This is a genomic window from Brevibacillus brevis, assembly GCF_900637055.1.
GTDB classification, from domain to species: Bacteria; Bacillota; Bacilli; order Brevibacillales; family Brevibacillaceae; genus Brevibacillus; species Brevibacillus brevis.
This window is the reverse complement of sequence record NZ_LR134338.1, coordinates 1,803,609-1,816,152: the sequence shown is the minus strand read 5'-3', so window position 1 is coordinate 1,816,152 and position 12,544 is coordinate 1,803,609. Positions and strand designations below refer to the sequence as shown.

13 protein-coding genes and 1 pseudogene are annotated in these 12,544 nt (G+C 47.7%); 5 read left to right on the top strand and 9 right to left on the bottom strand.

Annotated elements, in window-relative coordinates; genetic code table 11:
• Positions 1–200: 200 nt before the first annotated feature.
• The 4 genes from EL268_RS09275 to EL268_RS09260 all read right to left on the bottom strand — a co-directional run bounded on the left by EL268_RS09275 (position 201) and on the right by EL268_RS09260 (position 3,837).
• On the bottom strand, positions 201–1,133 hold the full coding sequence (locus tag EL268_RS09275; protein ID WP_106654569.1) for a 5'-methylthioadenosine/adenosylhomocysteine nucleosidase: 933 nt from the start codon (positions 1,131–1,133) through the stop codon (positions 201–203).
• Positions 1,134–1,187: 54 nt separating this feature from the next.
• Positions 1,188–2,189 (bottom strand): catabolite control protein A, encoded by a 1,002-nt coding sequence (gene ccpA / locus EL268_RS09270; protein WP_106654568.1) that lies wholly within the window; start codon positions 2,187–2,189, stop codon positions 1,188–1,190.
• A 115-nt stretch (positions 2,190–2,304) separates the two neighbouring features.
• Entirely contained in the window at positions 2,305–2,613 is a 309-nt protein-coding gene (locus EL268_RS09265; protein ID WP_007720961.1) for a metal-sensitive transcriptional regulator, read from the bottom strand.
• Positions 2,614–2,739: 126 nt separating this feature from the next.
• Complete coding sequence (locus tag EL268_RS09260) at positions 2,740–3,837, bottom strand: bifunctional 3-deoxy-7-phosphoheptulonate synthase/chorismate mutase (protein WP_047071919.1); 1,098 nt, start codon at positions 3,835–3,837, stop codon at positions 2,740–2,742.
• Between the two features lie 314 nt (positions 3,838–4,151).
• Between EL268_RS09260 and EL268_RS09255 the strand changes: the two genes are divergently transcribed.
• Entirely contained in the window at positions 4,152–6,308 is a 2,157-nt protein-coding gene (locus EL268_RS09255) for a cell division protein FtsA (protein ID WP_106654567.1), read from the top strand.
• A 72-nt stretch (positions 6,309–6,380) separates the two neighbouring features.
• On the opposite strand, the gene ytxJ is transcribed toward EL268_RS09255, so the two are convergent.
• The 3 genes from ytxJ to EL268_RS09235 all read right to left on the bottom strand — a co-directional run bounded on the left by ytxJ (position 6,381) and on the right by EL268_RS09235 (position 7,946).
• The gene (ytxJ, locus tag EL268_RS09250; RefSeq protein ID WP_106654566.1) at positions 6,381–6,707 is read right to left on the bottom strand and encodes a bacillithiol system redox-active protein YtxJ; all 327 of its coding nucleotides are present in this window, start codon (positions 6,705–6,707) and stop codon (positions 6,381–6,383) included.
• A 123-nt stretch (positions 6,708–6,830) separates the two neighbouring features.
• Positions 6,831–7,229: a hypothetical protein gene (locus EL268_RS09245; protein WP_106654565.1), complete on the bottom strand. Its 399-nt coding sequence runs from the start codon at positions 7,227–7,229 to the stop codon at positions 6,831–6,833.
• 483 nt (positions 7,230–7,712) lie between these two features.
• Positions 7,713–7,946, bottom strand: coding sequence for a hypothetical protein (locus EL268_RS09235; protein WP_106654563.1), 234 nt, complete (start codon positions 7,944–7,946; stop codon positions 7,713–7,715).
• A 226-nt stretch (positions 7,947–8,172) separates the two neighbouring features.
• Here EL268_RS09235 and EL268_RS09230 point away from each other — a divergent pair, with 226 nt between their 5' ends.
• Together EL268_RS09230 and EL268_RS09225 are read left to right on the top strand one after the other, a co-directional pair.
• Complete coding sequence (locus EL268_RS09230) at positions 8,173–8,265, top strand: YjcZ family sporulation protein (protein WP_017250455.1); 93 nt, start codon at positions 8,173–8,175, stop codon at positions 8,263–8,265.
• Positions 8,266–8,438: 173 nt separating this feature from the next.
• The gene (locus tag EL268_RS09225) at positions 8,439–9,551 is read left to right on the top strand and encodes an aminopeptidase (protein ID WP_015892417.1); all 1,113 of its coding nucleotides are present in this window, start codon (positions 8,439–8,441) and stop codon (positions 9,549–9,551) included.
• A gap of 57 nt (positions 9,552–9,608) precedes the next feature.
• On the opposite strand, the gene EL268_RS09220 is transcribed toward EL268_RS09225, so the two are convergent.
• Entirely contained in the window at positions 9,609–10,097 is a 489-nt protein-coding gene (locus tag EL268_RS09220) for a PadR family transcriptional regulator (RefSeq protein WP_232030364.1), read from the bottom strand.
• 496 nt (positions 10,098–10,593) lie between these two features.
• Here EL268_RS09220 and EL268_RS33250 point away from each other — a divergent pair.
• Positions 10,594–10,797: pseudogene (locus EL268_RS33250) on the top strand (trypsin-like peptidase domain-containing protein); the annotation flags it as partial.
• Positions 10,798–10,861: 64 nt separating this feature from the next.
• On the opposite strand, the gene EL268_RS09210 reads toward EL268_RS33250, so the two are convergent.
• Positions 10,862–11,956 (bottom strand): YheC/YheD family endospore coat-associated protein, encoded by a 1,095-nt coding sequence (locus EL268_RS09210; RefSeq protein WP_106654562.1) that lies wholly within the window; start codon positions 11,954–11,956, stop codon positions 10,862–10,864.
• A gap of 201 nt (positions 11,957–12,157) precedes the next feature.
• On the opposite strand from EL268_RS09210, the gene EL268_RS09205 reads away from it, so the two are divergent.
• On the top strand, positions 12,158–12,478 hold the full coding sequence (locus EL268_RS09205) for a winged helix-turn-helix transcriptional regulator (protein ID WP_017250460.1): 321 nt from the start codon (positions 12,158–12,160) through the stop codon (positions 12,476–12,478).
• Positions 12,479–12,544 lie beyond the last annotated feature (66 nt).

Sequence of the window (12,544 nt, the reverse complement as noted above, 5' to 3'; positions counted from 1 at the left end):
ATCATCCTTACCAGCATAAACTGAGGGACGATCTTCACAACATCAAATACGACATCGTGAATGTTTTCTTTCATAATGTCACAACTACTACTTTCCCACCACAGTAGTCAGATGGCAAAATCTTATACTTTCCAATAAAAAAAGCGTGCAGCCCTTGTACCTTTGGGTACTGGTCAGCACGCTTTCACTATTCCAAAACGCTAGTTCACAAGCTCTTCCAGCTCAGAGGGTGCAAAGCCTTTTACCGCTTTATCTCCTACCACTGTTACAGGGACACCCATGAAGCCAAAGCGCTCCACTTCCTCTTGATAAGCACGGCTCGTCATGACATCGCGCACTTCAAAGGAAACACCTTTTGCTGTCAGCCAATTCTTAACCATGTCGCAATCCACACAGTTTTTCGTCGAGTAGACGATTACTCCCGCAGCTGTCGATGCTTGAGAAGCTGTCAGCATGTTACGGACAATCGCGTAGGAGCGCTGGGAAGCCAGCTTGGTAAATTCCACGAAGTTTACATGCGCGGAGCCGTCCGCTTTATCCGACATGGAACGTACAACGACAAACGGTACACCATTCATCGCACATACTTGTCCAACAGATGCCCCTTCCATTTCGGTACAGTGTGCTGCAAACTGTTCATACAGCCATTGCACCTTTTCCCGACTGGCAACGAACTGGTCGCCGGACAAGATACGCCCGCTCACTACTTGAACTCCCGCTTCCAGCTCCTTGCCCGCATCGATCGCTTGCTGCATCAGCCCCGCATCCGCTTGCCAAGTCCATTGCTCTGTAAACGGAATCTGTCCTGGTTCAAAGCCAAGCGGTGTCACATCAATATCATGTTGGATACAATCCGTTGAAACCACAATGTCACCAATATTTAATTCAGGATGAACAGCTCCTGCCACACCTGTGAAAATGACACGCTCCACTTGGAATGAATCGATGAGGATTTGTGTCGTCACGGCAGCATTCACCTTGCCGACACCTGATTTGCACAGCACGACATCCTTGCCTTCCATTTTACCCGTGTAATAGGTAATGCCTGCTTTGGTGGCAGTAGTCGTCTCTTGCATCGCTTCCAAGTAAAGCGCGATTTCTTCATCCATCGCGCCGATAATTCCGTAACGCATTTCCCATCCCCCTCTTGCTGTCAATTGCCTACGTCCCAATTCGCTTAAGCTTGCTTACGGCTTTGTGCTCTCCCGATACTCAATTCGATGCGGCAACAGCACGACATGCTCTTCGACATTCTCGTTATTCATGTACTTGGTCAACAGGCGCATCGCCACCGCACCAATATCATACATTGGCTGTACGACAGAAGTCAGTCGCGGACGTACCATTTCGACCAGACGAATATTATCGTGACCAATGACTTCGATGTCACCTGGCACGTTCAGACCAGAATCTTGAATGGCGTGGATCGCGCCAATAGCCATCTCATCATTTGCTGCGAAAATCGCCGTAGGCGGATTTTTAAGGGCCAGAAACGCTTTTGTAGTGGACAAGCCAGATTCATAAAAGTAGTTGCCTGTTGCAATCAGCTCTTCATCCAGCTCGATACCTGCATCTTTCAGCGCCTTTTTATAGCCTTCATAGCGCATCAACCCTGCCAATGGATCGTTTGCAGGACCCGCGATCATCGCAATGCGCTTGTGCCCGCGCGCAACCAATGCTTCCGTCGCATCGTATGCGGCTTGGAAGTGGTCAATGCTAACCGACGGCAGTACGTTGTCTGCATCGCGAGTCGCGGCGAGTACAGTCGGTACAGACGTGCTAGTCAATGCCTGCAAATGATCTTCTTTGATTTCTGCGCCCAGGAACAGAAGCCCGTCCACCTGTTTTTCGAGCAAGGTATTAATGAGCTGCAATTCCTTTTCCATCCGTTGGTCAGAGTTACACAGGATGATGTTGTATTTGTACATGGTGGCGATATCTTCAATCCCCCGCGCCAATTCGGAGAAAAACAAACTGGAGATATCCGGGATGATGACACCAACTGTTGTCGTTTTTTTGCTGGCGAGTCCACGAGCAACCGCATTTGGTCGATATCCCAAGCGCTCAATCGCAGCCAATACCTTTTTTCGGGTCAAAGGCTTTACGTTGGGATTCCCGTTGACTACGCGGGAAACTGTCGCCATCGACACCCCCGCTTCTCTTGCTACGTCGTATATAGTAACCGGCATCATGCACCCTCATTTCCCTATTTTTTGGTTTTCATAAGCGTTTTCATAAATATATGCACCTATGATACGACAAGCCGTATGCCGTTGCAATCGTTTTTGACGGCTTTCGCACCCGTTACTTCATGAGTTTGTTCATCGTTTTCAACAGCTCATCAATCACTTCATGGTCACCCTGCTGAATGCGATCCATCACACAGCTTTTCATATGTCCTTCGAGGAGCATTTTCCCAACCGCATTCAGTGCAGATTGCACAGCTGCAATTTGATTGAGAATGTCGTCGCAGTAGACATCCTTCTCTACCATTCCGCGAATTCCGCGAACTTGTCCCTCTACCCGATTGAGACGGGAGATGAGATTAGACTTGATTTTATCCGGCCTTTCGGTGGACCGATCAGTCGAGCAGCATTGATGGTTGTCTTCCATATGGTCTATCCTCCTTCACCAATATCAGCACGTAGTTCTAGCTTACTTGGTCGCCAATGGTTCGTCAAATAAGAAAGGTCCTCCCGCGCGCAGGAAGGACCCTCAAAACGTACCCGAAAGGTATTCTTATGCTCTCGTTGCCACAATCTCGCCTTTGTACAGGCCAGAAGCGAGCAGTTCATCAACGAACTCGTTGAACTGTGGAATGTTCAGCTGTTGCTTCGCATCAGACAGTGCCACATCTGGATCTGGGTGAACCTCTACCATGATTCCATCAGAACCGACTGCGAAACCTGCTTTCGCGCAAGGCAAGAGCAGATCACGACGGCCTGTAGAGTGCGTCACGTCTACAAACACTGGCAAGTGCGTTTCTTGCTTGAGGAGTGGTACGGCAGAAATATCGAGCGTATTGCGTGTCGCTTTTTCATACGTGCGGATTCCACGCTCGCACAGCATGACTTGTGTGTTACCTTCGGACAGGATGTACTCTGCCGCGTAGATGAACTCTTCAATCGTAGCAGAGAGGCCACGCTTCAAGAGGATTGGCTTGTTTACACGACCTGCCGCCTTCAGCAGCTCGAAGTTTTGCATATTGCGTGCTCCGATTTGGATGACATCGATGTATTTCGTCGCCATCTCAAGATCTGCTGGCGTCACGATTTCACTGATCGTCACGAGGTTGAATTCATCCCCGATACGCTTGAGGATTTGCAAGCCCTCTTCACCCAGACCTTGGAAGTCGTATGGCGAAGTACGAGGCTTGTACGCACCGCCGCGCAGTGTACGCAGTCCGCGTTTTGCGTGGTTTTCTGCTACTGCTCTTACTTGCTCGTAGCTTTCCACGGAGCAAGGACCTGCGATGAGAATCGGATTTTTTCCTCCGAACTCTACGCCTTTTACCGTGATAACAGTATCCTCTGCCTTTTTCTTACGGCTAACGAGGAGTACTTTTTTCTTATCGTCGTCTTGCAGATCTAATGAAACTTGGAAAATTTGTTTGAACAAATGACGAATCGCATTGTCATTGAAAGGACCTTTATTGTTTTCAACGAGCAGATTGAGCATTTGGCGCTCGCGCTCTGGGTCAAAACGGTTGCTGCCCTGTTTTTCTTTTTCTTTGCCGAGCTCTTGAACCAAGGTAGCCCGTTTGTTGATCAATTCCAGAATTTGCAGATTGATCTCGTCTATCTGCTTGCGCATCGTTTCGATTTGATCGTGTGCCATCTCTCTCCACTCTCCTCTTTCTTTATAGGGATTTATCGATAAATTAGGGTAATTATAATCGATTCAAACACCCTTGTCAGCAGTTTAGCGCCAAAAAGCGCGAAAGTAAATTTTTTCTGTTTTTTTATCTTTTCCAATTATTCGTCAAACCGAAGAAGATTCCTTGATTCGACAGGATTCTTTCCCTTTCAAATCGAATAGGTTTGGATATATGTTCTAGCAAAAAGTGATTGTTCCTTTCCGATACAGTCCAAAATCACCGATAAGTATTGTAAAGACTTTTTGAACAACCTCTTACAAGGAGTGACCTACTTTTGTCTGACATCACAGCCCCTGAGCTTATTTTTTCATTAGATATTGGAACGCGCAGCGTCGTCGGCCTGATCGTGGAAACGACCGGCGAGAAGTACCGCGTATTGGACTGCGCAATTCGAGAGCACGATGAACGCTCCATGCTCGATGGGCAAATTCACGATATTGTCGCCGTAGCTAAGGTGATTCAGCAAATAAAAGAAGAGCTGGAAGGAAAATATGGCAAACTGCATCAGGTAGCGGTCGCTGCTGCCGGTCGGTCATTGCGCACCCGCCGTGTTCGTGTGGACATGCCGTTAGCCAGACATGCCTTCATCTCGCGTGAAGATGTTGTCGCTTTGGAGTTTTCCGCTGTACAGGAGGCCCAAGCCGCATTAGCCCAAGAGCTAAAGGATCAAGACGTCACCCGCTATTATTGCGTGGGTTACAGCGTCGTCAACTACCATCTGGATGGAGAGCTGATCGGGAGTCTGATTGACCAGCGGGGTGACATAGCAAGCGCAGATGTGATCGCAACCTTCCTTCCACGCGTAGTTGTCGACTCGCTGATCGCGGCTCTGAAACGATGCGATCTGGAAATGCAGGCATTGACGCTCGAGCCTATTGCGGCTATTAATGTCCTGATTCCTGTAACCATGCGCCGACTGAATATCGCATTGGTGGACATCGGGGCAGGTACTTCTGACGTAGCGCTGACTGAAGAAGGGGCGATTACTGCCTACGGCATGGTGCCTGTTGCAGGCGATGAAATCACGGATGCGCTCATGAACGCCTTTCTCATGGATTTTCCGATGGCAGAAGAAGTGAAGCGTCTCTTATCCACCGAGGAGTCCGTCACCTTCACAGACATTCTCGGCATGGAGCATACGATGAGCGCTGCTGAGGTAACAAGTGCGATTGAAGCAGACATCCAGCAACTCGCCGATAAAATTGCCTTCAAAATATTGGAGCTCAATGGAAAAGCTCCGCAAGCGGTCATGCTGATTGGCGGCGGCAGCCTCACGCCTGGGCTTACCGGAAAAGTCGCTCAAGTCTTGAATATTCCTGCCGCCCGTGTTGCCGTTAGAGGCGGTGATGCGATCAAACAGTACGTTGGAGACAATCCTGCGCTCAGCGGACCTGAGTTCGTAACGCCAGTGGGTATTGCTGTTGCTGCACGTCGTCATCCATTGCGGTATGTGACGGTTACGGTCAATGACGCTCCTGTGCGCATTTTCGATTTGCGTAAAATGACATTGGGTGATGCGCTCATTGCGTCCGGATTGGATATCCGCCGTCTGTATGGGCGCCCCGGATTGGCGATGACAGTCACCGTAAATGGACGGATGAAAATGATTCCAGGTGGTCATGGGACGGCTCCGGTGATAGAGCGCAACGGAGAGGGCGTCAGTCTCGACACGCCAATCAATGACGGGGACCAAATCACCGTAGTAGCCGGTACAAATGGCGATGATGCACATGTGTTTGCCAAAGATTTATTCGATGAGCTGGACACGCTTGAGGTGATCTGCAATGACCGTCCCTACTCGCTCGGTCCTGTTGTACATGTTAACGGAGCAGTTGCCACTCTCGATACGTTGATCGCTGATCGTGCCGAGGTGGACATCCGCCTTCCCCGCACTGTCTATGAAGTACTGGAGCTCGCAGAACTGAAAACGTCAGTGGAATCAGGCTTGCGTTTTTCTGTGAATGGGCAAGATTATTCGATTCCGTCCCGTATCGAGGTGATCGAGCTGAATGGAAGACCAGCAGCCTTGACAGATATCGTCCGACAAGGTGATGTCCTCGTATATCGGCAGGATGAAGTGCCCGCCCCTTCCATACAAGATGTCATCCCCTTGGAAGAATGGGTACAAGAGACAATGACCGTCCACTTCAATGGTGAACGGATCGTTTTGCCTGTCGCGCAGGTAACAATTACGGTAGACGGAAAAGCGGCGAATGCCTCCGATCCCGTGAGTGAAGGTGCCGACATCACGGTAAAATCCTCACCTGCGTCTACACCTGTGTTTAGCGACGTCTTCCGTTTCGTGGACGTTTCCTTGGAAAAGCCCGATCGTGAGAGTATTTCCGGATTCGTCATGCTCGTCAACGGCGAACAAGCCAACTTCCAGACAGAATTGAAAAGTGGAGACAAGCTGGAGCTATTCTGGGAATAGACTCTCCAGTGCTCTTTTTCTCCATGCAAAAAGCCGGATTCACCTCGCTTATAGGGTGTCCCGGCTTTTTGATTACGCGTTGAGCGCCTGGCCAATCGCGTCCTTTGTAATTTTCCAGTGAGATGTGTGCCATTTTACTTCGCCGTCTTCCAGCAAAAAGATTTGCGGAGATTCGTGCTTGATGGCAAAACGATCCGCTACGGCGTTGGAAACAGGACGATCCTCCCGTACCAGAATGACCGCAGATTCCACTTGATTGTCCTGCAAATACGCCTGAAACTCTTCATAAGCGGACGTACTGATTGGGCAGATTGTGCTATGCTTAAACAAAAGCTTTTTCCCATTTTTCGCTACGAACTCATCCAGTTCTTCTATGGAGTGAAGCTGTTTTTGTGACATGATTCATCTCTCCTTATCTTATGTGCCTATCAGTATACATAAGTCCAAGCAGCAAAGTCTACATTTGCGGTGCAGTGGAGAAATGAAAAAAGAGATACCTATCTTCCAGGCATCTCTTTATCCTTACACCATAATTTTCGTTAGACGTTCGCGTAGCTCCAGCATCCATTTTTCATCGCCAAGGGACTGCGCCAACAAAAACAGATCCAATAGCTCGTTGACTTTTTCACCAAGTAATTCTCTTACGGTCGAATTCACCTTCTCATTAGCAATCAATACCAATAAGTTGGATAACTCTGACATTTCTTCGAATTCGATTGCCTGGCGCTGCGGATGTTGGCCCAGTTCCTCCATGAGTGACTTCAAATCATCCTTAATCACATCTACCACTTGGGAATGGTCACAGTTTTCGTCCACACAGACGTGTACAGGTACATTCATGATTTTCACTCGTTTCCGGTACACGACGTTGCGCAGCTCGATCTCCATTTCGTTCCCGCAGCGGCTGCATCTCTTTTGCAAAATGTTCACCCCTACCTATCTGCTTATGTATGTCTCTCATACTATTCGAGGGTCCTCCTTTCAATCCTGCTAAAGAGCAGGTGGTACTTGGTGGATATAGAGTCAGATATAGACTAGAAAGACTATTTGAGAGGGGACTGAAAGTCCTTTTGGTTTGAGTCAACATGGTGGAGGAGAAGAAAAAGCACAGTTCTCTTCGACTCTGACACGCCTGCATGGGGGATTGACTGTCCGTCTCCATTTCCAAAAGGGGACCGTCGAGCCAAAGCCACCCTACGGGCGGATGTTTCTCAAGGAAGAAGTGTTCGACAAGCGTGGTCCCCTTTTGGAAGTTCCGACTGGGTAGGCGTTGTCAAGGTCTACGAGCCCTGTGCTTTTTCTTCTCACCAGCTTTGTTGGCACATCGGTACCTTACTAAAACTTGAAAGAAAAAGACGATGCCAGCAAGTAGCATCGTCTTTCTTTTTCGATCAAACTTCAATCTCACGCGTAGATAGCGTTTACTTTTTCACAATGCGGACAAACAGCGACTTTCCCCGCTTTTCCTTCTTCATCTTCTACACGGTAGCCAGTAATTTGCTCGGAGAAACAAAAGAGACACTCTGTATTGAAGTCCATGTCGTACTGCGCTTTCCACACAATGGATTTAAAGTCTTCTCCAACATTAATCGTAATTTGGACCAGATCATGCTGTAGGCTTGATAATGATCTTTGCATCACATAAACATCCTTTCATACTTGCAAAGTCTTTTGGTATCCTCTAGCTTTTCCTGCTTTTCAGAATAATAAACATCGAGAAATGCAAGAGTATGAAAAACGAGAGATTATCAAAACAATTTTCTCAAAAATGGGCGGATGCCCGGTTCGGTCCTATGCGATCACCCATATGTTGTAGATGTAAGCACATGAGGCTTAACACACATATGAGGAGGATGTTTATTCGATGAGCGGCATCTTTAATGGAGAATTCGACGGCTTCACTCTGGTTTTGATTCTTTTCATCCTGCTGGTTATTATCGGGTGCAGCTGCGACTAATCTTTCTTCCCCGAAGATATAGCCATATTCAGCAGGTCGTTGCATATACATGAAGTACCGAATCCTTCAAGCGCGTTTCCTCCGTAAGCTACCCTCGTCAGTGGGTAGCTTTTTTCTGTTTGAGTTGTGTACAATGGAAAAGAATGATATGGAAAGCGAGGGATCCCCTTCCTATGAAAGATCCACGAATTGAAAAGCTGGCTGACGTCCTCGTCAACTATTCGGTGACTGTCAAGCCTGGTGAAAACGTTTTAATTTACTCCATTGGGAACGTTACCGATCTGACAAAAGCCGTAATTGCAAAAGTATACGAAGCTGGGGGAAATCCGTTTGTCCAACTGATCGACCAATCCGTTCAGCGCGAACTCTTGATGGGTGCCAACGAAACACAATTGGGTATCATGCGTGAAGCAGATGTGGCTTTCATGAAGCAAATGGATTGCTACATTGGCATCCGCGGCGGCGACAACATTAGTGAGCTCTCTGATGTGCCTGGAGACAAAATGCAGCTGCACTCCAAGCTGCTAGCGCGTCCTGTACTGGATATTCGCGTACCGCATACCAAATGGGTCGTGCTTCGCTATCCAAATGCATCTATGGCTCAGTTGGCTAATATGAGCACCGCCGCTTTCGAAGATTTCTATTTCAAAGTGTGCACACTGGATTACGGCAAAATGGATAAAGCCATGGACAGTCTGGTCGAGCTGATGGAGAAAACCGACAAGGTGCGTATCGTAGGGCCAGGCACTGATCTGACCTTCTCCATCAAAGATATTCCGGCAATCAAATGTGCAGGTGAAGCCAACATCCCTGACGGAGAAGTATTCACTGCTCCTGTCCGTGATTCCGTCAACGGCACGATCGCGTACAACACGCCATCTCCTTACCAAGGCTTTACATACGACAATATCAAGCTGACCTTCAAGGATGGCAAAATCGTCGAGGCAACTGCAAACGATACAGAGAAGATCAATGAAATCTTTGATACTGATGAAGGTGCCAGATTCGTTGGGGAATTCGCGATTGGCGTGAATCCATACATCCAAAACCCGATGAAAGACATCCTCTTCGACGAAAAAATCGATGGAAGCTTCCACTTCACACCAGGACAGGCCTACGATGAAGCGTTTAACGGAAACAAATCCTCCATTCACTGGGACTTGGTTATGATTCAACGTCCTGAATGGGGCGGTGGGGAAATTTGGTTTGACGATCGTCTGATCCGCAAAGACGGACGTTTCGTTGTACCAGAGCTCGAATGCCTCAATCCAGAAAACCTTAAATAAATGAAAATAAGCGAAGGGCTCATTGTTCACAAGACATGAGCCCTTCGCTTTATGTGGCTAAACGGAATAAGCTGGTTGTTTCAACAAGGAAGTCATCTTTTGTTCCATAAAGGAAATCGTTGACTCCAGATGATGAATGGTATACTCCCAGCAAAAACGTTGATATTCGTCAAAATTCACTTCCAGCTTTTTATAAGAGGCCTTACTTTGTTGAAGCAATTGACGTTGTGTATCCAAACAGCCCTCTAGCAAATCCTTTTGTTCGTCGATCGTGCGGCTCTTGCCGAAGAAAATCTTAACCAGCATGTCTGAACGCAATACTGGCGGCAAGATAGGCGTCTGGATTTCTTGACGGAAAGATTGTTTTCCGGCTTCTGTAATACGGTACAAAATCTTGTTCGGCTTGCCAGACTGAATGATTTCTTGCTTCGTCACGAAGCCTTCTTCCTCCAGTTTGCGCAATGCTGGATAAATAGCACCAAAGCTAGCGTCATAAAAGAATCCAATACTGTTTGTAAACGCTTGCTTAATATCGTAGCCACTCATTTCCCCCATAGCTCAAGAAACCCAGTATGATCGTTTTAACATCCATCTCTTCGCATCCTCCGTTACCGTTCTTTTTCTCTCTCTAGCGGCTAGGACTTAGCCTTTATGTTCAAAATATTCTTTAACTACATGTTATTATAAATGGATTTAAATAATTATACCAATGCTATTTCTTTATTATATCAATCAAAATTAATGATATATCCATACACTCGACTAGAAATTGGGCGTCCCTTCCCTCTCCGCTCCCCATAGGATGATACATACCTATCTGCTGTAGGGGGAGAGATCGGTGAAAAGTAAAAAATGGTCCCAATATACGCGGGTAAAGTACCCTGTGAGCAGCAGCAGTCTGCACCCATTTAATTTCTTCGTTCCCATTGTCGAGCGAGTTCAAGAGGGAGTAGTCTCCATCGTGACCGAGGATGCTCCCCATTCCAAAGACGTGGATTCGTTAATTCGCAGCCTCATTGATCATGAAGATAATTCTCCACCCATGGAACGAAGCTTTGGCTCCGGATTTCTTTTTCATCCGAAAGGGTATATCTTGACGAGCGAGCATGTCATCGGCAAATCCAAAAATATTTTCGTGAAGCTATATAACGGTAGAGTGTTTGAAGCCAACCGCATTATAGCCGATCGAGTCCGGGATTACGCCGTCATCAAAATTGATGCAGACTGCAAGCTATACCCGCTGCCACTAGGCAACTCCTCTCATACAAAAGTAGGAGAATGGGTCATCAGCGTCGGTTCTCCACCTGTGTTCAAAGAGACAAAAAACGAGCCTGGTTCCGGGCCAAATACAGCGCAAATTGAACGGGACGAGCTATCGCCTTTTTGTATAGCGCCATGTCACCCATCTGGCGAAAAACCTCTCTCCCCGGCTTGGGATTCACTTCGATTAACCACGCACGTCCGTCCACATCCACCCCAATGTCCAATCCGAATTCCATCATGCGACCGAAATAATCCTCGAGCGTGTTTGCTACATCGAGAGCAAGCTGATGACATTCCTGTTTGATCAGCTCCCCCCGCTCCTCTCCAAATCGCTTGAACATAAACCATTCAAAGGGAATCGCTCTGCCTCCCCCGTGCAAATTGGAAGTAGCACTGCCGTTCTCCCCCATACGTACTGCACAGCCTGTCACCACCCATTCCCCACGCTCGTCCTTTTGAATCAATACCCGTACATCGACGACATGCTTGCGCAGCAGTCCTAAGTCCAAACCTTGCTGAACCAGGAAATTGCCATCGCGAATGCGCTGTTCCTCCACCCACGTTTTGACCCATCTTTCCACGCCTTCCACCGTGCCAATCCGAGCCACGCGATGGTTATGCTTTTTGTCACGTCCAGAGAGGCTATACTCCTTACCGCTGCTCTTCACTCTGAGGATGCTTCTTCCCCCTGTGCCATTGCCTGGCTTGACATAGACGAGCCCATGGCGTGCGAGCATGTTGCGGACCAAGCCTTTTTCGTAAACATGCGTCTCCGGAATCCAACGTTTGACGCGTTCATCGGAAGCGAGCAGATTCGTCACTCTCCATTTCTTACTGAACGGACTGTTTGCAAAGAAAAACAGATCGCTATTTCGCAGCCGGATATACTCCTTTACCCTGCGTCGGTACCGATCAATGACAACTTTTGGCCAAGGGAACGATTTGCTCATCCAGCCCCCGTTTGGTTTGGGGATGAAGCCCTTGATCTTTCTTGCGGGAACATTGACATCCTGATGCGAAAACAGGTAGATTTGTGCGCCTAGCTTTTGCCCTGTTTGAACCAGCCTTCGCAAATAATCTGGTTCCTCAAAGCGTACACCCTCCCGCCAGGTTAAAATGCCGATTACCCGTTTTGGAAGCATCGTAACACCCTCTTTGCTTCTTTTCTTTCGCGATTAGTGTATGTGTGGACACCTTATAGGGAAACATTTGTCCATGAAAACGGGCTTGGCTTCTCAGCCATTGACAAAGTGTCATTCCAACTTTTCGTTACTTACTTTTTTCAAGCTAATCTGTTAGAATAAAGGGCAACAATAATGCTGCTAGATAGAGGTGACGCCGATATGAGTCAAGATTTTTCTGGCGAACACATGTGTCCAAAATATGAATGTGCAATAAACGTCCTTGGAAAACGCTGGACTGGCCTGATTATTCATGTGTTGCTACGTGGGACTGTACGATTCAAAGATATCCGCGAAATGGTTCCGCATATGAGTGATAAAATGCTCTCTGAAAGGCTGAAGGAGCTGGAGGAGCTAGAGATTTTGGAGCGCAAAGTGTACCCAGAGATCCCGGTTCGCATTGAGTACGAATTGACCGAAAAAGGAAAAGATCTGCGTCCTGTCATTGATTCCATTCACGAATGGGGCCAAAAATGGATGTAGCATAACCCCACTTGTCCAAGACGGATAAGCGGGGTTTTTTATTTGCGGTCAGGCATAAGCTCCTCC